The 22,522-nt window shown below is 66.9% G+C and carries 21 protein-coding genes and 4 pseudogenes; 12 read left to right on the top strand and 13 right to left on the bottom strand.

What is annotated here, in order from left to right; translation table 11 throughout:
* Nucleotides 1-48 precede the first annotated feature (48 nt).
* Together B4U45_RS20260 and B4U45_RS20255 are read left to right on the top strand one after the other, a co-directional pair.
* Complete coding sequence (locus B4U45_RS20260) at nucleotides 49-1,173, top strand: Rv2629 family ribosome hibernation factor (RefSeq protein ID WP_075547586.1); 1,125 nt, start codon at nucleotides 49-51, stop codon at nucleotides 1,171-1,173.
* Between the two features lie 120 nt (nucleotides 1,174-1,293).
* Complete coding sequence (locus tag B4U45_RS20255; RefSeq protein WP_075547587.1) at nucleotides 1,294-2,394, top strand: ferritin-like domain-containing protein; 1,101 nt, start codon at nucleotides 1,294-1,296, stop codon at nucleotides 2,392-2,394.
* On the opposite strand, the pseudogene B4U45_RS20250 reads toward B4U45_RS20255, so the two are convergent.
* Nucleotides 2,395-5,006 (bottom strand): annotated as a pseudogene (locus tag B4U45_RS20250) (flavin-containing monooxygenase).
* Nucleotides 5,007-5,210: 204 nt separating this feature from the next.
* On the opposite strand from B4U45_RS20250, the gene B4U45_RS20245 reads away from it, so the two are divergent.
* A complete protein-coding gene (locus B4U45_RS20245; protein WP_075547588.1) occupies nucleotides 5,211-6,527 on the top strand; it encodes a phosphoribosyltransferase in 1,317 nt (438 codons plus the stop codon).
* A 33-nt stretch (nucleotides 6,528-6,560) separates the two neighbouring features.
* Here the strand turns inward: B4U45_RS20245 and B4U45_RS20240 are convergent, their stop codons facing one another.
* From B4U45_RS20240 to B4U45_RS20230, 3 genes are all read right to left on the bottom strand, one after another.
* Nucleotides 6,561-6,842 (bottom strand): DUF1876 domain-containing protein, encoded by a 282-nt coding sequence (locus B4U45_RS20240; RefSeq protein ID WP_075547589.1) that lies wholly within the window; start codon nucleotides 6,840-6,842, stop codon nucleotides 6,561-6,563.
* 150 nt (nucleotides 6,843-6,992) lie between these two features.
* Entirely contained in the window at nucleotides 6,993-7,394 is a 402-nt protein-coding gene (locus B4U45_RS20235; protein ID WP_075547590.1) for a PIN domain-containing protein, read from the bottom strand.
* Nucleotides 7,385-7,612, bottom strand: coding sequence for a type II toxin-antitoxin system VapB family antitoxin (locus B4U45_RS20230; protein WP_075542359.1), 228 nt, complete (start codon nucleotides 7,610-7,612; stop codon nucleotides 7,385-7,387). Before B4U45_RS20230 ends, B4U45_RS20235 begins: the two co-directional genes overlap by 10 nt.
* Nucleotides 7,613-7,760: 148 nt before the next feature.
* Between B4U45_RS20230 and B4U45_RS20225 the strand changes: the two genes are divergently transcribed.
* Together B4U45_RS20225 and B4U45_RS30495 are read left to right on the top strand one after the other, a co-directional pair.
* Nucleotides 7,761-8,042, top strand: a complete 282-nt coding sequence (locus tag B4U45_RS20225) for a colicin D domain-containing protein (protein WP_116671266.1) — start codon at nucleotides 7,761-7,763, stop codon at nucleotides 8,040-8,042.
* Nucleotides 8,042-8,335 (top strand): colicin immunity domain-containing protein, encoded by a 294-nt coding sequence (locus tag B4U45_RS30495; protein WP_082275454.1) that lies wholly within the window; start codon nucleotides 8,042-8,044, stop codon nucleotides 8,333-8,335. The genes B4U45_RS20225 and B4U45_RS30495 overlap by 1 nt, the downstream gene beginning before the upstream one ends.
* A gap of 367 nt (nucleotides 8,336-8,702) precedes the next feature.
* Here the strand turns inward: B4U45_RS30495 and B4U45_RS20215 are convergent, their stop codons facing one another.
* Genes B4U45_RS20215 through pcaH form a run of 3 tightly spaced genes read right to left on the bottom strand, consistent with a single transcriptional unit; the run spans nucleotide 8,703 to nucleotide 11,271 of the window.
* Nucleotides 8,703-9,932 (bottom strand): lyase family protein, encoded by a 1,230-nt coding sequence (locus B4U45_RS20215; protein WP_075547591.1) that lies wholly within the window; start codon nucleotides 9,930-9,932, stop codon nucleotides 8,703-8,705.
* A complete protein-coding gene (gene pcaG / locus B4U45_RS20210) occupies nucleotides 9,929-10,504 on the bottom strand; it encodes a protocatechuate 3,4-dioxygenase subunit alpha (RefSeq protein ID WP_075547592.1) in 576 nt (191 codons plus the stop codon). Before pcaG ends, B4U45_RS20215 begins: the two co-directional genes overlap by 4 nt.
* Nucleotides 10,505-10,506: 2 nt before the next feature.
* Nucleotides 10,507-11,271, bottom strand: coding sequence for a protocatechuate 3,4-dioxygenase subunit beta (pcaH, locus tag B4U45_RS20205; protein ID WP_075547593.1), 765 nt, complete (start codon nucleotides 11,269-11,271; stop codon nucleotides 10,507-10,509).
* Nucleotides 11,272-11,322: 51 nt separating this feature from the next.
* On the opposite strand from pcaH, the gene B4U45_RS20200 reads away from it, so the two are divergent.
* Complete coding sequence (locus tag B4U45_RS20200; protein ID WP_075547594.1) at nucleotides 11,323-12,084, top strand: class I SAM-dependent methyltransferase; 762 nt, start codon at nucleotides 11,323-11,325, stop codon at nucleotides 12,082-12,084.
* Between the two features lie 12 nt (nucleotides 12,085-12,096).
* On the opposite strand, the gene B4U45_RS20195 is transcribed toward B4U45_RS20200, so the two are convergent.
* The gene (locus B4U45_RS20195) at nucleotides 12,097-12,582 is read right to left on the bottom strand and encodes a hemerythrin domain-containing protein (RefSeq protein WP_075547595.1); all 486 of its coding nucleotides are present in this window, start codon (nucleotides 12,580-12,582) and stop codon (nucleotides 12,097-12,099) included.
* Nucleotides 12,579-13,538, bottom strand: coding sequence for a Rieske (2Fe-2S) protein (locus tag B4U45_RS20190; RefSeq protein WP_083154300.1), 960 nt, complete (start codon nucleotides 13,536-13,538; stop codon nucleotides 12,579-12,581). Before B4U45_RS20190 ends, B4U45_RS20195 begins: the two co-directional genes overlap by 4 nt.
* Nucleotides 13,539-13,801: 263 nt before the next feature.
* On the opposite strand from B4U45_RS20190, the gene B4U45_RS20185 reads away from it, so the two are divergent.
* Genes B4U45_RS20185 through phtC form a run of 5 tightly spaced genes read left to right on the top strand, consistent with a single transcriptional unit; the run spans nucleotide 13,802 to nucleotide 17,425 of the window.
* Nucleotides 13,802-15,157, top strand: coding sequence for an aromatic ring-hydroxylating dioxygenase subunit alpha (locus B4U45_RS20185; RefSeq protein ID WP_075547597.1), 1,356 nt, complete (start codon nucleotides 13,802-13,804; stop codon nucleotides 15,155-15,157).
* Complete coding sequence (locus B4U45_RS20180) at nucleotides 15,154-15,681, top strand: 3-phenylpropionate/cinnamic acid dioxygenase subunit beta (protein ID WP_075547598.1); 528 nt, start codon at nucleotides 15,154-15,156, stop codon at nucleotides 15,679-15,681. Before B4U45_RS20185 ends, B4U45_RS20180 begins: the two co-directional genes overlap by 4 nt.
* A complete protein-coding gene (locus tag B4U45_RS20175; protein ID WP_075547599.1) occupies nucleotides 15,678-15,929 on the top strand; it encodes a dihydrodiol dehydrogenase in 252 nt (83 codons plus the stop codon). The genes B4U45_RS20180 and B4U45_RS20175 overlap by 4 nt, the downstream gene beginning before the upstream one ends.
* Nucleotides 15,913-16,710 carry a 3-(cis-5,6-dihydroxycyclohexa-1,3-dien-1-yl)propanoate dehydrogenase gene (hcaB, locus tag B4U45_RS20170; protein ID WP_075547600.1) on the top strand — a complete coding sequence of 266 codons (798 nt, stop codon included), beginning with the start codon at nucleotides 15,913-15,915 and terminating at the stop codon, nucleotides 16,708-16,710. The genes B4U45_RS20175 and hcaB overlap by 17 nt, the downstream gene beginning before the upstream one ends.
* Nucleotides 16,703-17,425 carry a 3,4-dihydroxyphthalate decarboxylase gene (gene phtC / locus B4U45_RS20165; protein WP_075547605.1) on the top strand — a complete coding sequence of 241 codons (723 nt, stop codon included), beginning with the start codon at nucleotides 16,703-16,705 and terminating at the stop codon, nucleotides 17,423-17,425. The genes hcaB and phtC overlap by 8 nt, the downstream gene beginning before the upstream one ends.
* On the opposite strand, the gene B4U45_RS20160 is transcribed toward phtC, so the two are convergent.
* Complete coding sequence (locus tag B4U45_RS20160) at nucleotides 17,413-18,216, bottom strand: IclR family transcriptional regulator (protein WP_083154294.1); 804 nt, start codon at nucleotides 18,214-18,216, stop codon at nucleotides 17,413-17,415. The two genes, phtC and B4U45_RS20160, sit on opposite strands and share 13 nt — an antisense overlap.
* A 24-nt stretch (nucleotides 18,217-18,240) precedes the next feature.
* Nucleotides 18,241-20,664 (bottom strand): PE family protein, encoded by a 2,424-nt coding sequence (locus B4U45_RS20155; protein WP_219859493.1) that lies wholly within the window; start codon nucleotides 20,662-20,664, stop codon nucleotides 18,241-18,243.
* Between B4U45_RS20155 and B4U45_RS30490 the strand changes: the two are divergent.
* Nucleotides 20,665-20,769 (top strand): annotated as a pseudogene (locus B4U45_RS30490) (hypothetical protein); the annotation flags it as partial.
* On the opposite strand, the pseudogene B4U45_RS29495 reads toward B4U45_RS30490, so the two are convergent.
* Together B4U45_RS29495 and B4U45_RS20145 are read right to left on the bottom strand one after the other, a co-directional pair.
* Nucleotides 20,754-21,065, bottom strand: a pseudogene (locus tag B4U45_RS29495) (replication initiator); the annotation flags it as partial. The pseudogenes B4U45_RS30490 and B4U45_RS29495 sit on opposite strands and share 16 nt — an antisense overlap.
* 29 nt (nucleotides 21,066-21,094) lie before the next feature.
* A pseudogene (locus B4U45_RS20145) lies at nucleotides 21,095-22,182 on the bottom strand (FtsK/SpoIIIE domain-containing protein); the annotation flags it as partial.
* Between the last annotated feature and the right edge of the window lie 340 nt (nucleotides 22,183-22,522).

Genomic DNA, 22,522 nt, shown 5'->3' with positions numbered 1-22,522 from the left:
AGGCAAACCGCGGGTAGGTATCACGACGACATAACGAAGAAGGTGGGCATGCGATCAGAACGCCTCCGATGGCTGGTAACGGCCGAAGGTCCGGTTGCCTCGGTGTATTTCGACGATTCCCACGACACCGCCGATGCCGCCGGGCAACTCGAGGCGAAATGGCGGGATATCCGTCGGCATCTCGAGGAGCTGCGGGCAGCCGCGGAACTCGTCGGCAAGCTCGAAGACGCGGTGCTGCACCATCGACCGGCCGTGGGCCGTCGCGGCCGCGCGGTCATCGCGACCAGCGACCAGGTGCTGGTCAACGAGCAACTCCTCAGCCCGCCCCCGATGACCGTGGTCCGGCTGTCCGATTACCCCTATCTGGTGCCGTTGATCGACCGCGAAATGCTGCGGCCCACATATGTTTTCGCTGCAGTGGACCACACCGGGGCCGACGTCCGGCTGTACCGCGGCGACACCTTCAGTTCCACCAGCATCGACGGCGGCGGCTACCCGGTCCACAAGCCGGTCACGGCGGGCTGGAACGGCTACGGAGATCTGCAGCACACGACCGAGGAAGCCATCCGGATGAACTGCCGCGCCGTCGCCGACCACCTCACCCGGCTCGTCGACGAAACCGACCCCGAGGTGGTGTTCGTCTGCGGCGAGGTCCGTTCGCGCTCCGACCTGGTTTCGGCATTGCCGCAGCGGGTGGCGCGGCGGGTGTCGCAATTGCATGCCGGAGCCCGCACCAGCGGCATCAGCGAGGACGAGATCCGCGACTTGACGGCAGCGGAGTTCGCCCGCCGGCGATCCGCCGAGCTGACCGAGGTCGCGGAGCGTTTCCAGGCGCAGCTGGGACGTGGTTCGGGGCTGGCCGCCGAAGGGGTGGCCGCGGTGTGCGCGGCGCTGCGTGACGGCGACGTCGACACCCTGATCATCGGCGAGCTTGGCGACACCACGGTGGTCACCGGCGCGGCGCGGACGACGGTCGCTCCCGATGCCGACGCGTTGTCCGAACTGGGTGAGCCGGTGGCACGGGTGGTTCGGGCGGACGAAGCATTGCCGTTTGCCGCGATCGCGGTTGACGCGTCGCTGGTGCGCGCCGACGACCGGCTGACGCCCGCCGACGGTGTGGGCGCGCTGCTTCGATATGCCGCGACCGAAAGGCTGGCCGGGCAGAGTTCGTAGCGGGCGCCGGCCGCGGTCCGTTAAACCGCCCGGCAGGCTTGACGCACCGCCGAACGCAGGTGCAATGTGATACTCGTCATATGACCACTGGTCACGCCGGGCCGGAAAGGCGGCAAACTCATGAGCACGAGAGACAAGTACACAGACGTGCCCGCGCCGTACTCCTGGGAGGTCCCCAGCGTCGGCGACGCACGCTTCACCTGGGAGTACGACGAAGGACGGGCCCGGCTGCTTTCCCTGTACCAGAAGGGAAAGGACAAGCAGTGGGATGCCCAGTCGCGCATCGACTGGGCGCAAGACGTCGACCCGCACAACCCAGTGGGACTGCCCGACGAGTTCCATCCGCTGTTCGGCAGCCCGATGTGGGACGCCGCAGACGACGCACGTCGCGCCGAGATGCGCCACCACTTCCAGGCGTGGCAGTTCTCGCAGTTCTTGCACGGCGAGCAGGGCGCGATGGTGTGCGCCGCCAAGATCGTCGAGGTCGTCCCGGACCTGGACGCAAAGTTCTATGCGGCCACCCAGACCATGGACGAGGCCCGGCACGTCGAGGCCTTCTCGCGGTTCCTGCAGGACAAGGTAGACCTGGTCTACCCGATCAACAAGCACCTGACCGCGCTGCTGGAGGACACCCTGCGCGACTCTCGCTGGGACATGCCCTACCTCGGGATGCAGGTCTTGATCGAAGGGCTCGCGCTCGCCGCGTTCGGGGTGCTGCGTGACATGGCGGCGCCGGACTCGCTGGCCAAGCAGTTGCTGGCCTACGTCATGCAGGACGAGGCACGGCATGTCGCCTTCGGACGGATCTCGCTGAAGGACTACTACTCCGCGCTGACCGAGGCCGAGCGAGGCGAGCGCGAAGAGTTCGTCGTGGACGCCTGCTACCTGATGCGCGACCGGTTCCGCGGCGAGGAGGTTTTCGAGACTCTCGGCATGGACGTCCAGACGTGCGCCGAGTGGGTTGACACGTCGCCGCTGATGATCCAATTCCGCTCGCACCTGTTCAGCCGAATCGTGCCGATAGTCAAGGACATTGGGCTGTGGGGCGACAAGGTGCAGCAGGCCTTCCGGGACATGGGTGTGCTCGACATGGCCGGCTTCAACATCGAAGCGCTGATGAAGGCCGATGAGGATCAGGCCGACGCGCTGGACAAGGCACACGCCGAGATGGCCGACCGTGCCCGCGAGGTGGACCAGGTGATCGCGGCGGGCGCCGGCTAGTCAGCTCGCCGTCTGAGCCGGTGCCGTCGTCGCGGCGTCGGTCGCGAAGAACCCCCGTAACGCGTCGGCGATCTGGGCACGAATCGGAGCTCCGGAGACCACCACATCCACCATGGACAACGACAGGTGCGTGTGTCCTCGGGCCCGCACACGCCGAGTGGGAACCCCTGCCGCCGCAAGCGCTTCGGCGTACGCGTCGCCTTCATCGCGCAGCGGGTCGAACTCTGCCGACACGACGATCGCCGGTGGCAGGCCCGACAGATCCGGCGCACGCAGCGGGGCGATCCTCGGGTCATCCCGTAGGCCCGGATCGGCATAGTGGTCGAAGAACCAACGCATCAACGGGGCGGTAAGCCCGTAGCCATCGGCATTGTCGACATATGAGCGTCGGGCCTGATCGGTATCCACGACCGGCGTGATCAACGCTTGGCCGACAATCGTCGGCCGGCCCGTGTCCTTGGCCAACTGGCAGACCGCGGCGGCGATGCCGGCACCGGCGCTCCACCCGCACACCGCCAGTCGTCCCGGGATGCCGCCGAACTCCTCGGCATGCTCGGCAACCCATCGCACGGCCGCCCAGCCGTCGTCCAGCGCGGCGGGGAAGCGGTGCTCGGGCGCGTGCCGGTAGTTCACCGAGACGATGAGTGTGTCGCCGCGCACGCAGAGATCACGGCACAGCGGATCATCGGAAGTCTGGTCGCCGAGAACCCAACCGCCGCCATGGAAGTAGACGACAAGCGAGTGCGGCCCCGGACTCGCCGGCCGATACAGGCGGTAGGCCAAATCGCCGGCAGCACCGGGCAGGGATCCGTCCACGATTTCGCCGACGTCCGGACCCGTTGGACGTGCCATGTTCATGTCGTTCATCAGCGCGCGCGCCTGTTCGGGTGGCAATGACTCCATAGGCGGCAGGCCCAGCAGCGCCAGCTGCTCGAGGACCATCTGCACGTCGGGTTGCAGGCGGCGAATCACCCCGTCGTTGCAGTGCGCACCGTCAGGCCCGGATAACCTGAACCCCAGGTAGTCGCGGGCCACCACCTCCTCGCACGCCACCCGGTAGAAGTCGACGCCGGCGGCATAGGCCATGAAGGTGCGCGGCTTGCCGGGTATGTTGGCTCCGACATACCACGAATTGGCTTGCGGGAAAAGGGTTATCGATGCCGCATCGTCGACGTGTCGCATCCAGCCGGCCTCGGCGAGCTCGGTGGGTTCGATCTGGTCGAAGCCGTGGGCACGCAGATACGTCACAGCGTCAGCGACGAAATCGAGGTGTTGCTCGATCGACACGGCCATGTTCGACAGCACCGAGGGGCTGTGCGGGCCCGCGATGAGAAAGAGGTTGGGGAACCGCTCGGTCATCAGGCCGAGGTAAGTGGAGGGACCGTGGCGCCATTTGTCCTTTAGTGCGAGTCCGTCCCGGCCGAGGATGTCGACCGCCGTCACCGCGCCCGTTATTGCGTCGAATCCGGTGGCGAACACGATCGCGTCGAATTCGAAAGCTTCACCGGCCGTGGCGATTCCGGTCTCAGTGACGCTTACCAACGGCTGGTCTTGCAGGTTCACCAACCGCACCTGGGGCAGGTTGAACGTGGCGTAGTAGTTGGTGTCCAGGCAGAGCCGTTTCGCGCCGATGGGATAGGTCGTGGGGCACAGTGCCTCGGCCGTCGTGGGGTCACGCACGATACCGCGAATCTTGCCTCGGATGAACTCGGCAAAGTCGTTGTTGGCCAATGGATTACTCATGACATCGGTATAGAGGTTCAGTACTTCCAACAGCTCGCCGCGCTGCCAGGCGCGTTCGTAGCGTTGCCGGCGTTCGTCGGCGGACACCGAGAACGCCGGGGTGATGGTGCGCTCCAACGGCACTCCTCCGAAGGAGTATTTCGCCGCCTGCCGGTAGGCCGAATCGTCGGCCAACTGGGCGAGTTTGTCCGGGGCGATCGGCCCATTGTGCGCGGGGATCGAAAAGCAGGGGGTGCGCTGGAAGACCACCAGCTGCGCTGCCTGGGCCGCGATCAACGGGATCGATTGGATTCCCGATGACCCGGTGCCGACGACACCGACGCGCTTACCGGTGAGGTCGACGGGCTCATGCGGCCAGCGACTGGTGAAATACACTTCGCCGGTGAAGTTTTCGACACCGGGGATGTCGAGGTCCTTGGGTACCGACAGACAGCCCGTCGCCATCACCAGGTAGCGGCAAAGATCTCGTCGCCGCGATCCGTCCGCACGCGGTAGCCGGACAACGTGTCGTCCCAATGCGCCCGCGTGACCCGGGTTCTGAACTGCATGTCGCGACGAAGGTCGTGCTTGTCGGCGACGTGGTTCAGATAGCGCAGGATCTCGGGCTGGGTGGCGTACTTCTCCGACCACTGCCAGTCTTTCGACCAGTCCGCGTCGAAGCTGAACATGTAGTCGACACTCGGGATGTCGACCCGCGCGCCCGGATAGCGGTTCCAGTACCAGGTGCCGCCGAGGTCGTCACCCGCCTCGAAGATGCGCATCGATTGACCCGCGAGTCGCAGACGGTACGCGGCGTACAGACCGGCGAAGCCGGCGCCCACCACAACAACATCCACGTTGGACACGGTGGAGATCTGCTCATCAGCCATGTGAATCATCATGACTATCCGAGCGCATTTTGGTTAGTCGCTGGATCCCCCAATTTCGTATGTGCGCGGTGAGGACCGTGACGGGGCCCGACCACGACGAACGATCCCACCTGCCGGCTGCGGCGCCGAGGACTGCGGAAGAAACCCGACAATTAGGGACCTGTGGCCGTACCGGCAACCCGTCAGGCAATGGACACTCAAAATATGAGGCAGTTCGCGGATCGCGCCGACGCCGGCCGGCAATTGTCGCGCCGTCTGGAATTCTTACGAGGTCACCACGTGGTGGTGCTGGGTCTGCCGCGAGGCGGTGTTCCGGTGGCCTTCGAAGTTGCCCGGGCGCTGCACGCTCCCCTCGACGTGCTCCTAGTGCGCAAGCTCGGCGTGCCGGCGCACTCCGAGCTCGCGTTCGGCGCCATCGGGGAAGGCGATGTGCGGGTCATCAACGACGACGTGGTGCGCGAGGCACACCTCACCGACCGGGAAATGGCCGCGGTGGAGACCACCCAGCGGGCCGAACTGCAACGCCGAGCGGAACGCTTCCGCGGCGACCACGTCCCGGTCGCGCTCGACGGGCGCATCGCGGTGATCGTCGACGACGGCGTCGCGACCGGAGCCACCGCGCAGGCCGCCTGCCAGGTAGCCCGTGCGCAGCGGGCGAGCCGGGTGATTCTGGCCGTTCCCATCGGAGCGACGGACATCGCCCAACGTTTTGCCGGGTACGCCGACGAGGTGGTGTGCCTGGAAACACCGGTGCCCTACTTCGCGGTCGGCCAGGGATACCGCAACTTCACCCAGACCTCCGACGACGAGGTGGTGGCGCTGCTGCATCGCGCCCGCGCCGAATTCGGCGCCGTCAGCGAAGCCGGTGACCCGCCGCCGCGCGACGAGGAGGTCCGGGTGACTGCCGGACCGGTATCGGTGGCCGGGCGGCTGACCATTCCCGAACACCCCGGCGGCGTCGTCGTTTTCGCTCACGGCAGCGGAAGCAGCCGACACAGCCCGCGCAATCGATACGTCGCCGAGGTCCTCAACCGGGCCGGGCTGGCCACCCTGCTGCTCGACTTGCTGACGCCCGAGGAAGAACGCCACCGCGCCAACGTTTTTGACATCGGCCTGCTCGCCCGGCGACTGGTCGACGTCACCGGCTGGCTGGCCGGCCAGCCCGACACCGCTTCACTGCCGGTCGGTTTTTTCGGGGCCAGCACCGGGGCCGGCGCGGCTCTGGTTGCCGCCGCACATCCCGGGGTCAAGGTCGCGGCGGTGGTGTCCCGTGGCGGGCGGCCCGATCTGGCGGGCGATGCGCTCCGCGACGTACACACGCCCACCCTGTTGATTGTCGGTGGCCGCGACGAACTGGTCCTCGAACTGAATCGGCAGGCTCAGGCGGCGATCCCGGCCGTGTGCGAACTGGCGGTGGTTCCCGGCGCCACTCACCTCTTCGAAGAACCGGGCACACTGGAACGTGCGGCGACCCTGGCGCGCGACTGGTTCCTCGAGCACCTCGCCGTCAGCAGGCCCTGAGGCGGTTGCTCCGGAACGTGAGTCGCCGGCAACTCAGTGGTGCAGACCCGTGACCGGCTGGTGCGTGCTGGCCTGGATGTCGGCCGACGTCACCGCGAACAGCTGGTTCGCCAGATCCGTCAAGGCCCGCGCGATCGCGAGTTCGTCGCCGATCTCGGCCACCGGCTCGTCGGCCGGGTCGAGTCGGGCCAAGCCGACACCGACCAGTGTGTGATCGCCCCAGACCAGTCGCGCCTTGGCCCGGGTTCGCTCGTCGCGCTCCTCGATCAACACATCGACATGGCAGGACTTGGCGCAGTTGGCGTTGTCGGTCATCGCCGTCTCCTTAGTGTCTGCAGTCACTATTGATGCGATCACCGCCGAACCTATGACCAGTAGAGGCAAAAGTCACGAGTCGGCGGGGCGTAGCCTGCGATCGCACGACAACGGCGGCGCCGAAACCTCACCACCGTCGTTCGACGGCCTCTAGCCGAGGCGGCGGACGGTCAGTGGCCGGACTTCGGCGATCCGCGCGTAGTCACGGTCAACGTGCACCACGCCGAGGCCGTGATAGACAGCCGTCTCAGCAATCATCAGGACCGGGATCGGGGTGCGGTGCCACATTCCGTGGTGATGAGCGAGGTCACGCTGGAGCGCCATCGCTCGCTCCAGGATGTCAGGTGGCGCCGCCACAATGTCGAAGCTAGCGCTCAGCTCGGCCTGCAGCTGGTCGTAATGGCGGGCCGAGCGGGCGGAGTAGAGCTGCTCGAGCTCCCCGACGAGGCAGATGAACAACCGCCCGGCCAGTGCCGCGAGCTGGCTGCCGATGACGGGATCGGACGCACGCGCCGCCGCGCTCTTGTCGAGGATCCAATTTGCTAGCGCCACATCTCCTCCGAGCCGAGCACCTTCTCGTCGACGTGGCTGGCGAGCCGGGTGAAGTAACGCCGTTGCTGAGCCGCTCGCTCGTCCTGCGCATGTTCTGCTTCGGCGGCGGCTCTCCGCAGGGCCTCTTCGACGGTCGCCCGAGTCGTCGCGCAGCCCAGGGCGCGCTTGGCCCGCGTCAGGAGGTCCTCGTCGATCTCGATCGTCGTCCGTTTCCGCATGCGTACATACTATCAATCCGATATGTACATATCCCTAGACGCCATTTGCTTGTCCCCGCGTGCAATTGCACAACCAGGGTCGGGCGCAATTGCTTGCCCGCCGTCGCTGCAAGCGACGCGAATCCCATTGCAGACCGACCTTGGTCAAATGGAACGCAAGTATTATCATGCAAAAGATTTTGGCGTGACAGATTCCCGCTGGCGCGCCGGATTCGACGCGTCCGACCGAGCTGTGAAACACGTACTAAATGATCCTGCTACCATGCACATCCAGGGCACCTACCGTGGTCAGCCTGCTATAATAGACTATAATCCGAAGTCCGGATTGTGCGTCATTCAGACTCCGGATGGAAGATTTATATCGGGCTGGAGATTAAATTATGAACAAGCTGCATATGTGCTGAACGAGGGGAAGTTGGGCGGCGATTGATGTTTCGCGATAGTGCATCGGTTGAGCGTATGATTGCAAAATATCGAGACCTGATAGTTAGATTCATCAATCGTGAGATCACAGCACCAGAGTTTCAATCATTGTATTTTATGGTATTCAAGAACGACGGAGATCAAGTTCCTGGCACGGAATTCAACATACTCGACAGATTATTCGCCGATGTCGATGACTACGCCGCGGATCCCGGGTTACGGGAGAGGGCGGGCGGTTTAGATGATGAACAATTGCGAACTTGTGCGCGTGAAGCCTACCGAAAGCTGTACGAGGTCTAGCACCACCTGAAAGGTTTCACGCGCCAGATCGGGACGTTCTTCCATGCTTTTTTCGCAAATGACGCAGATTGTGTGGCAACGCAACACGTTTCGCGCGTCCAATCCCGTGTCGGCAACAACTCCAGGGTTCCTGGTGGCGGGCTGAACGGGAGGCGGGACCACCCGCCCGCCCAAAAGGTCCGACCTGAGCGGTAATCCGATAACCCGACTCGCCCGGAGGTTCTAGTCTCGGTGCCGACCCACGCGAAAGCCTGGGCAGCACTCCGCGACACTCGGGGGTACCGACCACCCTGATCGCCAGCGCATTGAGGCGACCATCTGCAAGAACCACCAATTGGGCGGTGCGCCGGGGGACTCGGGGCCGGCCTCACGAGTATTCGCTCAACGCCCGCTCGGCCCGCTGCAGGCTCTGGTCGATCAACCGGTCGACGGCTCCGAGGTAGGTAGCCGAGGCTTCCGTTCCGGCCAACTCGGCGATCGTCCGCTGCTCCCCCAGAACATCTGCCGCACTGAGGTTTTGGGCCATCTGCGCGGTATGCACGTCAAGTCCGGCGAGCAATTCGCCGCATTGGGAGCCTGCGACCACGGTACGCCTGGCCAGGGTGCGCAGGGTGTCCCATTCGACATGCCAGGAGCCATCGGGACGTTCGTCGTTGGCCAGTGCCGCGGCGGTGTGCAGCGTCGCGGCCATTTGCGGCGCGCCCGCGGCGGCCCGGCGGATCAGGATGGACAGCACCGGATTACGTTTGTGCGGCATCGACGACGATCCGCCGCGCGGTCCACTGACCGGCTCCCCCAGTTCGGCGATCTCGGGGCGCACCAAAGTGACGACGTCAGCGGCGATCCGGCCCCAGCAGTCGGTGCACCCGACCAGAGCGTCACCGGCGGTAGTGACCGGCGTCCGCGTGGTGTGCCACGGCAGCCGCACCCGAAGTCCCAAAGTGGTTGCGGCACTGCGTACCACACGCTCCGCTAATTCCGTCGGCTCCGTCGTGGCGGTGAGCAGAGAGGCCAATTCGGTCGTGGCCGACCAAGTTCCGACAGCGCCGCCGAACTGAGCCGGGGTGACCAGCGCGCCGAGCCGCCGATAGGCGTCGACAACACCGTTGAGCCAGACCGCGGCCTTGGCACCGAACGTGGTGGGCGCCGCGTGCTGAGTCAGGGTGCGGGCCACCATCGGTGTGCCCCGATGCGCCCTGGCCAGCGCCGACAGCGTCGTAATCTGTTGCGCCAATTGCTTTGTCACATGGTCGGCGACCGAACGCACCCCCAGCATCAGGGCGGTGTCGAGGACATCCTGGCTGGTCAGTCCGCGGTGGATCCACGGCGCCACGGCCGGCAACGCGCGATCTCGTAGCAGCGACACCAACCCGATGACCGGGTTCCCGCCGTCCTCGGCGGTGACCGCGAGCAGTTCGCAGTCATGCTCGCCCACCAGATGCCGCAGGTCCGCCCCGGCCCGGTCGATGGGCGCCAGTCCGGCGTCGGCCAGTGCCCCCAGCCAGGCGGATTCCACCGCCACCATCGACCGCAGCAGCGACTCGTCGCTCAGATGCTCGCCGGCCCGCTGGTCGCCGGGCCACAACAGGTTGGTCATCGCATATCGTCTCGGTACGTCAAGAACACGGTTTCGGAAGGGCCCTGCAGGTGGATGTCGAAACGGTATCCGACACGGCCCGAATAATTTTCGTCGACGCACAGCAGCGTGGCACGCCGTCGGGGCTCGACGCGCGCCAGCACCGGATCGGCATCCACCTCAGGAGAGGGCAGGTAGGCGCGGGTGAACAGCCGGTGCAACAGGCCCCGAGCGAAGACGGCGATCGCGAAAAACGGCACCCGACCGTCGACCGAGCCGGGTGCCACGGTGGTGAACCGGTAACGTCCGTGCGCGTCGGTCGCGGCCCGGCCGAATCCGGTGAACTCAGCCGACCCGGCGCCCGCCCGCCGTAGCGAGCCGGCCTGTCGAGGAATGCGACCGTCACCGTCGGCCTGCCAGAGTTCGAGGAGGGCGTCGGGCACACCGGCGCCGGCGCCGTCGTAGACCGTGCCGTGTAACCTGACAGCGCCGGGATGCTCGTCGGCGACCAGCTGGCTGTCGCCGGGATACGACAACGCGATGCCGAAGAACGGCCCGACGGTTTGCCCTGGGGTGCAGGCCAATTCAGCCATCGCTAGCGGTCCTCGGTCCAGGTCCGGCAGCTGCCCGACACCACGATGTCCCACCGGTAACCGGTCGCGTACTCGGGCTCGGTGAGACCGTGGTCAAAGCTGGCTAGCAACCGTTGGCGGGCAACGGGTTCCATGATCGACTGGAAGATCGGATCCAATCCCAGGAACGGATCGCCCGGGAAATACATCTGAGTGACCAGACGCTGGGTGAACGCCGTCCCGAAGACCGAGAAGTGAATGTGCGCGGGTCGCCAGGCGTTGTGATGGTTGCGCCACGGATAGGGGCCGGGCTTGATGGTGACAAATCGGTACGAGCCGTCGGGACCGGTCAGGCAGCGGCCCACGCCGGTGAAGTTGGGGTCCAGCGGCGCGGGATGCTGGTCGCCCGGGTGGCGGTAGCGGCCGGCGGCGTTGGCCTGCCAGATCTCCACCAGCTGGCCCGCCACCGGCCGGCCGGCTCCGTCGAGCACCCGGCCGGCCACGATGCAGCGCTCCCCGATCGGCTCGCCCGGTTGGCCGGACGTGAGGTCGGCATCGAGCGGCCCGACATCCCGCTCGCCGAAGCACGGGGCCCAGCGCTCGACCACCTCGGGGTCGACGGCCAGCAGGGCACGTTCGGGATGGCGCAGCACACTGCTGCGATACGGCGGATAGTCGAGGCGGGGCTGGGTCGCTGCCCTGCCGCCGCGCTGGTATTCGGCTGCGATGGCATTGATTTCCGACGTGATGTCGGCTTGGGACGCGATGCGCTGCGGTGCGGCATTCACGAACCGTGACGCTACTCGCGGTCGGCAACCTGTGGGGCTAGCGTTACCGGCATGCCCCAGGACTACGTCTACGACCAGGGCTTTGCACAGGAACGCACCCGGTTGGCCGGCATCGAGAACCTGTGGGACCCCGGCACCCAGGCCTTGCTGGACGAGCTCGGTATCTGCCCCGGCTGGCGGTGCCTGGAGGTCGGCGCCGGCGGCGGCTCGCTATTGGAATGGATGAGCGGCCGCGGTGCCGCGGTGGTGGCCGTCGACATCGATACCCGCTTCATCGAACCGCTGGCCGGCGACACCATCGACGTCCGCCGCCTCGACATCAGAACCGACGAGCTTCCCCGGGGTGAGTTCGACTTGGTGCACTGCCGGCTGGTGCTGGAGCACCTGCCGGACCGCCGGCAGATCATCGACCGGCTGGCCGCGGCGCTCCGGCCCGGCGGGTGGATGGTCATCGAGGACTACGACTGGACAGCCTTCGGCTTCGAGGGGGCTGGCGCAGAACTCGACCGGGTAACCGAGGCGATCCTGTCCTTCATGCAGCGCTCCGGCTTCGAACCGCATTACGGCCGCAAGGTCGTCGCCGACCTGGCCGCCGCCGGTCTCACCGAGGTCCGCGGTGACGGCCGCGCTCGGATAATCGATTCCGCCACACCGGGTTTCGACTTCTTCAGGTTGTCTTTCGAGAGCCTGCGGAACGCCGTCGTCGATGCGGGGCTCATTTCCTCCGAGGACGCCGATGCGGCCGCGGCGCGCCTCGGCGGGGACATCCGCGTCTTCACCCCGATCATGATGGCCGGAATCGGCCGCCGGTAATCGGCTGGGACGCTACAGGCTTCGGACCAGCGCAGCCCTGCCCTTGGTACGGAGCTTGTACACCGCAGATCCGCGGTATTGCTCCATACGTGCGGCCATCTTCTCCCCCAGTTCCTCGAGTTCGGCGTCGGTGAGCTTCACCTCGGGAGGAGCGGGGATCATGTCGCGTTCCTCTTCGTCGGCGTGCGCTTCGAGGACGGTCTTGAAGGAGTTCCATTCGTCTTCGTACCCGGGTGCGCGTTGCGGCGTGCGCAACAGCACCGAAAGTTGGTCGATCACCTGACGATGCTCGGCGTGAGCCACCGCGATCAACTTGGTGGCCGCGGACAGCGCCGGGTAATAGAGGTCGTCCTCGATGCGGAAGTGAATGTCCAGCTCGATCAGCAACTCGTCGAACAGCGCATGGCGCTCTTCGCTGTTCACCGGCGCTTCGCTGATCTTGCGGCCGAGCCCCTTGATCACCACGTGGTGTTCTTTGAGCACTTCGTAAGCGTTCACTTTGCGATCCCTTCCGACGCGGGGAGACCTTCATGGCCGTCGCCACGCACTTCCACCATTCCGTCGACCAGCCGGGCCTCATAACAGGGCAGCGGAGCTGCCGACGGCCCGCGCAACACCTCACCTGACTCCAGCGCGAACCGCGACCCGTGCCATGGGCACACCAGCCGGCCGCGATCGATCCAGCCGTCGGCCATCGGTGCGGCCAGGTGCGGGCAGAACTCACCGAACGCCGACACCTCGCCCGGCTTGGTTTGGCAGACCACCAGGCCCACTCCGTCGACCTCGACGCGAACCGGCTTGCCGTTCAACGAGCTCGCGGGCAGTACCGGTGTCCATTCTTTGGTGCGCAGTCGTCCGCCCGACTGGTCGATCCCGATGCCGGACTCGAACACCAGCGCCCCGCCGAGGTAGGCGCCGCCGACGGTGATGGCGTAGCCCAGCGCGCTGGCTGCGATCCCGCGGAGGTGGTGGCCGCGGCGACGGTCCACCCACGACATCACGTACAGCGCGGTCGCCGCTGTGTTGACCAAACCGTGTACCAGCCCCACCCGGCGGTCCTCTTCGTGGGTGTGCTGCCAGTCGGCAATCCCGGTGACAGCCGAGCCGACGCTCGCCGCAATACCCAACCCCAGAGCGCGGCTAGCAAACCGTGATGCGTCCAGCACCTCCGAGGCAGGCCGACCGGGCAGCAGGCTGAGGGCGTCCAGGGCCACCGTGGTGCCGAGCGCTCCACTGGCAAACGAGGTCAGTGGCGGATGCACCGGGTGCCCCAGCCATACGCCGTTCAAGGCGTTGGTGACGCGGTCGCGTGCCCCGCCCAGCGCGTTGAAACCGAAGCTGATCAGGTGCTCTAGCCGGTAGCTGGGCCGATCCAGCCATGCTTGGCGCCCAATTGCGGCCAGCGCCCGCGATCCGAATTTATGCGGCTGCCGATCTCGAGGCCGCTCCACCATGACACCAGTCCTTCCCCTTTGAGAGACTCAGACAGAGTCAGCCAGGCGGTGACGCGCATCAAGTGAACCCGCCCCCGCACACACCAGCTACCAACGTATCCACGCGGCACATCTCCACAACGCTTAGACAAATGTGAAGTGGCTGTGAATCAGCCTCGGGGCGCCTGTGCGGTCGCTGACGCCGTCGAAACCGATTGACCGACACAGCATTCTCAGGGATTCTGATAAGCAGAATATATTTCTGCAATACAGAGCAAGCGAGAATGGGGCTGGGTTTGGCCGCTCACGGTGCTGCCCTCGACGGTGTTACCGGCGCCGTACGCCGGGGGATGATTCCCGCCCACATCTACAACGACAAAGAGCTGTTCGACGTGGAAAAAGAGCGGCTGTTCGGCCGGGCGTGGATGTTCATGGCCCATGAATCGGAGATCCCGCATGAAGGCGACTACGTCGTGCGCCGGGTGCTCGACGATTCGTTCATCATCGCCCGCGACTCCGATGGCGCGGTGCGCGCGATGTTCAATATGTGCCTGCACCGCGGCATGCAGCTGTGCCGTGCGGAGATGGGCAATGCCTCCAATTTCCGCTGCCCCTACCACGGCTGGACATACCGCAACGACGGCCGGCTCACCGGACTGCCGTTCCATCGGGAGGCATACGGCGGCGACGCGGGGTTCCCGAAGGGCCAAACCCTTTTGCCCGCACCGAATTTGGCCAGCTACAACGGTTTGATCTTCGTCAGCCTGGACGCGCGCGCCGAACCGCTCGAGGACTACCTCGGCGACTTCCGGTTCTACCTGGACTACTACACCAAGCAGAGCGCCGGCGGGTTGGAGGTGCGCGGACCGCAGCGCTGGCGGATCAAGGCCAACTGGAAGATCGGCGCCGAGAATTTCGCCGGCGACATGTACCACACCCCGCACACCCATGCCTCGATCGTCGAGATCGGGTTGTTCCGCGAACCCAAGGCGCACCAGCGCAAGGACGGCGCCACCTACTGGGCACATCGCGGCGGCGGAACCACCTACAAACTCCCGCCCGGCAGCTTCGCGGAACGCATGCGCTATGTCGGCTACCCCGACGACATGATCGACCGGATGAAAGGCGCCTGGACCGACCGGCAACAGCGGGTCATCGGCGACGACGGCTTCATGTTCTCGGCCGCCACCTGCTTTCCCAACCTGAGTTTCGTACACAACTGGCCCAAGCTGCCCGGCGGCGATCCCGAAAATGAAGAGGCGCTGCCGTTCATCTCGATCCGCCAGTGGCAGCCCATCAGCGAGAACGAAACCGAGGTCTGCTCATGGTTCGCGGTGGACGCGGGCGCACCCGCGGACTTCAAGAAGCGGTCCTACCGGGCCTACTTGATGTGCTTCGGGTCGACGGGCATGTTCGAGCAGGACGACGTGGAGAACTGGGTCTCGCTGACCACCACCGCCGGCGGGACGATGGCACGGCGGCTGCTGCTGAACAGCCGGATGGGCCTGCTGTCCGACGACCGGCCCGTCGTCGAGGCGCTGCCGGCCGAGGCTTTTCACGGGCCGGGACGCGCTCAGGTCGGCTACAACGAGTACAACCAGCGCGAGCTGCTCAAGCTTTGGGCCGCGTACCTATCATGAGAAACTCCCTGCCGTTCAACGATATTCGTCATCTGCAGGCGCACCGGTTTCTGGTGGACGAGGCCTACCTGCTGGACGCCCAGCGGTATCAGGAATGGCTGGACACCATGACCGACGACATTCGTTACGTCATGCCGGTGCGCGTCACCACTGCTCGTGGCGCAGGATTCGACACGTCACCGGGGATGGCTCATTTCGACGAGGACAAGTACTCGCTGCGCCAACGGGTGGCACGTTTTGCCACCGAGCACGCCTGGACCGAGGATCCCCCGTCGCGGCTGCGGCATTTCATCACCAACGTGCGCACCTTCGCCGGCGCGGACTCTGAGCATGTCATCGTCGAATCGGCCGAGTTGCTATTCCGCAGTCGCGGCGATGTCAACGAAAGCGCGTTGTTGTCCTGCGGCCGGCAGGATGTGCTGCGCTGGTGCGGCGATCCGGAGAACAGGTGGAAGTTGGCCCGTCGCACCATTATTGCCGACGAGTCGGTGTTGCGGATGCAGAACCTGGCGGTGTTCCTGTGAATCCCGTCGGTGAGCCCATCACTGTGGCAAACGAATTCACCGAGGTTGTGGTGCAGCGCGTCGACACGCGCAACGGCTCCCGACTGCTGATCACCGCACCCAGAACCGGGCGGTCGATCAGCCTGGACGCGCTCGAAGTAGAGGCGCTCACCTGGCAGAACCCCCGTACGCTGGCGGCCATGGTCGGCAATTCCCGCGCTCCGCTGCTGCCCGACGAGCCGGAGGGACGCGATGACGGGCTGGCTTGACGGCAAGCGCGCGCTCGTGGTGGGCGCCGGCTCGGGAATCGGCCGCGCCGTCGTCGACGCGTTTTGTAGCGAAGGCGCGAAAGTCGCTGTGCTGGAACTCGATAGCAGTAAGTGCGCGAGGTTACGTCAGGAACTGCCGGACGTGCCGGTGGTCGAGGGTGACGCCACCACCCGGGCGGCCAATGACCGTGCGGTGACGACGGCCGTGGACGCGTTCGGCGGTCTCGACACTCTGGTCAACTGCGTCGGCGTCTTCGACTTCTACCGGGGTGTCTACGATCTCGACGCCGACGTCCTTGCGGCGGCCTTCGACGAGATGTTTCGCACCAATGTGCTGAGCCAGCTGCAGTCGGTGAAGGCCGCGGTGTCGGCATTGCGGGCCCAAACGGGGTCCTCGATTGTGCTGACCGAGTCGACATCGTCGTTCTACCCCGGACGCGGCGGCGTGCTGTACGTGTCGTCGAAGTTCGCCGTGCGCGGGCTGGTTGCCTCGCTGGCACACGAATTAGCACCGCGGATCCGGGTCAACGGGGTGGCGCCGGGCGGCACGCTGGACACCGACCTGCGCGGTCCTGCCAGCCTGGGGCTGGATGGCGTGCGCCTCGACTCCCCCAACAGGGCAACCGATTTGGCCGCGCGAGTGCCGCTCAACGTCGCACTTACCGGTCACGACCATGCGTGGAGTTTCGTGTTCCTGGCCTCCGACCGCTCCCGCGGCATCACCGGTGAAACCGTCCACCCCGACGGCGGATTTGGCCTGGGGGGTGGCCATGATGCTTGACCCGCAGCGCACTCTGCTGGCCCTGGGCTGCCGGGTGGCCGCGGCGCGCGGCCTGGCTGACGGCATCCTCGGCCATCTGAGTTTGCGAATCGACGACGATAGGTTGCTGATCCGGTGCCGCAGCGATACCGATACCGGGACGGCATTCACCCGGCCCAACGACATCCGGCTTGTCCGATTAGACGGAACCGCCGGTGCCGCAGGGGAACTCGACGGATACCGGGTCCCCAACGAACTACCCATCCACGTCGAGACCATGCTGGCCAACCCGGCATATCGGGCAGTCGCGCACTTACACCCTCCGGCGGTCGTCGCCGCGGATTTTGCCGACATCACGTTGCGGCCGATCTACGGCGCCTACGACATTCCCGGAGCGCGGCTCGCGCGCGGCGGCGTGCCCGTCTACGAACGCGCCGTCCTGATCCGCTCCGCACAGCTGGGCAAGGAGATGGTGGCCGCCATGCGCGGTCAGCCGGTGGTGATCTGCCGCGGACACGGAATCACCAGCGCGGCAGCCAGTGTCGAGCAGGCCGTCTTACAGGCGATCAGCCTCGACGCGCTGGCCCGAATGTCGTTGCAGGTCAGTGCTGCCGGCGGAACGCTGCGCGACATCGCCGATGCCGACTGGGATGACTTGCCGGACTTGGGATCTGACTTCAACGTCGAGGCGGCCTGGCGACATGAGGTGGCGCGATTGGGTGTTCAACCAAGCTGATCGCCAATCTCCTTGGCTGCTTGGGCAAGTACTGCGGCGAACGAGGAGTACTGGGTCTTGTCCAGCCGATGGTGTGGAGCCGCGGCGTTGAGCGCAAGCCGCAGACCTGGCGCCTTGGTGGGAATCGGTACCGCAACCGACGCCACGCCCTCCTCACTCTCCTCGCGGTTGACGGCATAACCGGACTCGCGGACGCGGGAAAGCTCGGCCTCCAGCTCGGTGCGGCTGCCGATCGAATGGTCGGTGACGCGCTCCAGCACCTCATGCGGAAGTAGTTGTCGCAGTTCAGGTTCCGGGAGTTGGGCCAGCAGCACCTTGCCCGTCGACGTGCAATGCGCCGGCATGGTGCGGCCCAGCCGGGAAGCCACTCTTACCGCCGCCGGACCCTCGACCGCGGCCACGAACCGAACGCTGGCGCCGTCCAGCATGCCGACGTGAATCGTTTCCCGCAGACGCTCACTGAGACCGCGCATGACGGGCATGGCGGCTCCCTGGATATCGATACGGCTGAAGATCGAGAACGCCACGCTGGTCAACGCCGGTCCGGGTAGATACGCCTTGGACACCGGGTCTTGGCGCACGAAGCCCCGATAGGTCAGCATCGCCAGCAGCCGGTGCGCGGTGGACGACGCCACACCCAGATACCGGGTCGCCTCACTCAACCGGATCTCGGGACGTTCACCGAGCAGCAACAGCAGCTTCAGCGCATTGTCGACCGATTCGATCGGGTATTGCGGCACAAGCGAATCGGCGGCCGGCATGCCCGTCGCACGCTGCCTTTCCTTCGGCATGACTGTGACGGTATCAGCGCACCGTCACACAATCGTCCCGGGCAAACCGTTGCTGCCGGGCACACCCAAGTTGCCGGTGAACCCGGAGTTGCCGCCCGGACCACCGGCAGCGCCACCAGTACCGCCCTGCCCGCCGAGCGCCAGATTGCCGCCCTGGCCGACGGTGCCGCCCGTCGACGCATTTCCACCGTTGCCGCCATTGCCGCCGGCGCCGCCCTGACCGCCGTTGCCACCGGTGCCGCCGACACCCGTACCGCCGTTGGCACCGGCCCAACCGATCACGCCGCCGGCTCCCCCGCTGCCGCCGGTCGTACCGCCGGCCCCTCCCGCGCCGCCGGTGCCGCCGTCGCCGCCGAGAGCACCGTTGTTACCGGTACCGCCAAACGCCACTGCGGTGCTGGTGGCGATGCCTGCCCCGCCGAAACCACCTTCACCACCGGCACCGCCGATCCCGCCGATACCGCCGAAACCACCCGCGCCGCCGGTGCCGCCGGCGCCGCCGATACCGATGAACCCGGCGCCGCCGCCATTGCCGCCGACACCCCCGGCACCACCCGTCCCGCCGGAGCCGCCAACGCCGCCGGCGCCGCCGAGACCGCCGTTGCCGCCGGTCGCTGTGCCCGTGCCGTTGTTGAGGCCCTGGCCGCCGGCGCCTCCGTCACCGCCGGCAAAGCCGGCTGCGCCGATTCCACCGGTACCACCGGTCCCTCCCGCGCCTCCGGCACCGCCGTTGCCGATGAACATCCCGCCATGTCCGCCGTTGCCGCCCATGCCGCCGGCACCGCCGTTGCCGCCGGTTGCGCCCAATGCCACGCTCGCGGCACCGCCGTTGCCGCCGGCGCCGCCCTGTGCGACACCATTGCCCGCGGTTTGACCCAGGCCGCCCATGCCGCCGGAACCACCGTCACCACCGCTGGCACTGCCGGTGTTGCCACCGCCTCCGGCCCCGCCGGTGGCATTGACGGATCCCGTGATCGAGCCGTTGTTCGTGACCGTGGCGTTCCCGCCGGCCCCGCCCGCGCCGCCGTTCCCGCCGGCACCGGCAGTGCCGCCGCCACCGCCGCCGCCGGCGGTCATGTCGATGACGCCCGTGATCGAGCCGGTATTGGTGTTCGTCACCGACGTGGCACCGCCGGTACCGCCGGTGCCGCCGGTCTGGCCGGCACCGCCGGGGTCTCCGGGACCGCCGTTCATGCCGTTGAAAATGACGTGAGCACTGATGGTGCCGGAATTCGTGATCGACAGTGGACCCGGGCTGGAACCGGGGCCGGCCGTGCCGCTCGGCGGTGGGTTGACCCCATTCGCTCCGGTCAGACCGGTGCCGCCCTGCCCGCCGTTGCCGCCGGAACCGAACCAGTTGGCGTTGCCCCCGTTACCGCCCTGTCCGGGCAGGCCGCCCAGGATGCCCGCGACAGCGGCACCGCCCTGCCCGCCCTGGCCACCGTCGCCGAACCACGTGCCGCCGGCGCCACCGTTACCGCCGGCCGCCCCGGCCCCGCCGAGCCCTCCGTTACCGCCGTTGCCGATCAACATCGGGCCGGCACCACCGTTGCCACCGGGCGCACCCTCGCCGCCGGCACCGCCAACCCCGCCGCTGCCGAACCAGCTGGCCGCCCCGCCGACTCCGCCGGCTCCACCGCCACCGGTGAGGTCACCGGCACCGCCGTGTCCACCGAAGCCACCGTTGCCGAACACGCCGCCGATCCCGCCGGCACCACCGACCCCTCCGGTGGTCCCCGCCGCTCGGGCACCACCGCCACCGCCGGTTCCGCCGCTGCCGATGAGCCCGGTAGCCCCGCCGACACCGCCGGCGCCTCCTACTCCACCAGCGGCGGCCGCTCCGCCGGCCCCGCCGGTGCCACCGTTGCCCAGCAACCATCCGCCGGCCCCACCGGCGCCACCGGCACCCCCGTTCCCGGCTACCGCATCCCCGCCCTTCCCGCCGATCCCGCCGTTGCCGAGCAACCCCGCGGCTCCGCCAGCACCACCGACCTGACCCGGCGCGCCGGAACCGCCGTTACCGCCGTTGCCGAGCAGGAGCCCGCCCGGCCCACCGGGAGCGCCGGTGCCGTCGGCGCCGTTGGTGCCATTGCCGATCAGTGGGCGGCCGAGCAGCGCCTGGGTGGGCGCATTGATCAATCCCAGCAACTGTGCCAAGGGTGACGTGCTGGCCGCCTCGGTGGCCGCATACGCGCCGGCACCCGCCGTCAACGCCGCCACGAACTGCTCATGGAACGCCGACATCTGGGCACTGAGGGCCTGATACCCCTGTGCGTGCGATCCGAACATGGCCGCTATCGCAGCGGACACCTCATCCTCGGCCGCCGCAACGATCGCCGTCGTCGGTAAAGCTGCAGCCGCATTGGCGGCCGTGAGCGCAGAGCCGATACCCGCCACATCCGACGCCGTTGTCGCTATCCATTCCGGCGCCGCCACAACAAACGACATGTGCAACCTCCCGACAAGAACAACGCAACGGTTGCCAGGGACTATCGAGCACTCTGCAGCAACAGATCCTATCCCCGCAGCGAACACCTCGAGGCGACTTCAGCGTGTACGTTGTGGTGGCCGCCGGCGGCTCCGGCGTGCACCAGCTGCCAGGTGTCGCGGGCATACAGATCTGAGCACGATGGGCACACGGCGGCGCGGCGGTTGTTGCAGCGCGTCCACACCGTATGCTGACGCCCGCCGTGGTCGTCACCGACCAGTTGGATCGGGTGGGCGCAGTACCCGACCGATTCCACCCGCCGCCACCATGTTTCGAAGCGTGGTGAGGAAGCGCGTCGGCACATCTGGGTGATCACCGCATCGGCATCGATGGTGAACGGCCGGCCCGGCAGCACGAACATCGGCTGCCCGCCAGTGACGGCGAGGGTGTTCACCGGTTTCCCTGGTCGCCCGGGCGTGGTGCCCGGAAGGTACGGGCCAACGCGGCGATGTCGCGGTCGGTGACGTGGAAGGCCCTCACCCGTAACGGGTCGGCGGTGCCGTCGATCATCACGTACCCGACCCCGGGGGTGCCATCAGGGATGAGGTCGCATTCGGCACCGCCATCGCGGGCGCCGTGGCCGAGCACCATTGCGGTCTGGGTGGCTTCGGTCATGCGCAGTCCGATGCGCACGGTGAACAACTGCCGCACCGGCAGGGTCTCTTTGGCCGGGTCTTGTACCGCGGCCACCACCGAAATCCCGACGGCACGCCCCTGCGACAGGAGCAGGCCGAGCAGGTGTTCGATCTCGGCACGCAGCTTGCGGTCGCTGACATAGGCGGTCAGCGCGGCGATCTCATCGATGATCACCACATACAAGGGCTCGGCGAGGGTAGGGCTGTGTAGGCGGGTGTGCCCGCGCAGTCGGGTGGCGCGTGCCTGCATCAGCTCCACCAGCTCGCGCAGCAACTCCACGCTGTGTTGATCGGTGTCGTAGCAGAACCGGGTGAACAGCGCTGCCCCGGCACCGAGTTCCATGCCGCCTTGGGATCGATCACCCACAACCGCACCCGGCCACGCTTAACGTCAGGGGCGAGGGCGGCGATCAGCGACCACAGCGCCGAGCCCTTACCGGCTCCGGTGGCCCCCGCTACCAGGATGTGGTTACCGAGAACCAGCAGCGTCCAGCAGCGCCGTGATTCGGGGACCCCGACCCGCACCGCGCGCAGATCAACCGCCGACCCCGGGTTTGGCATGGGCACCGCGATCGGCTGGCCGAGCACATCCCCGCGGCCGATGATGATCCGCAGCTGCCCGGGCGCGGTGGCGCGGATCGTCAACCGCTGCGCTGCCCATTGCCGCCAACGCCGGAACGCGTTTCTGCCAGTCAGCAATCGACTGGCCGGTCACAACCTTACGATCAGCACGTCGACGTGGCGGCCGATCCGCACCGACACCACCGCCGGGACCAGGGTGCGCTCACCCAGGCGGGCGGTCAGCCCGTGCAGGGCGCACACCGATGCCCGGCTGTGTCGATACGTAACTTCATGGATTGCTGTCCTTCCTTGCGGTATGGGCGCGGTCTGTTCGGCCGCGACTCAAGGACATCGCCATCCTGGATGCGCCCGGAAGTGACAGGCAGTGACAGGCAGTGATGACCGTAAACGCGCACAGGTAGCTGAACTGCGCTGATGTATGCGGCATGATCGACGTCATGGCCGGCGCCGACCCGATCCGCGCACTCAACGCGCAGCGGCTCAGCCAAGCCCGCAAACGCTACGGCTACACCCTGCGCGAGTTGGCAATCGAGGTCGAAAACGTCCGTAAGCTACGCGGCGATGCCGACCTGCCCACCCAAGAGTCCCTGCGACAAAAAAT

The organism is Mycobacterium persicum (genome assembly GCF_002086915.1).
GTDB classification, from domain to species: Bacteria; Actinomycetota; Actinomycetes; order Mycobacteriales; family Mycobacteriaceae; genus Mycobacterium; species Mycobacterium persicum.
This window is presented reverse-complemented; position numbering and strand designations above follow the sequence as displayed.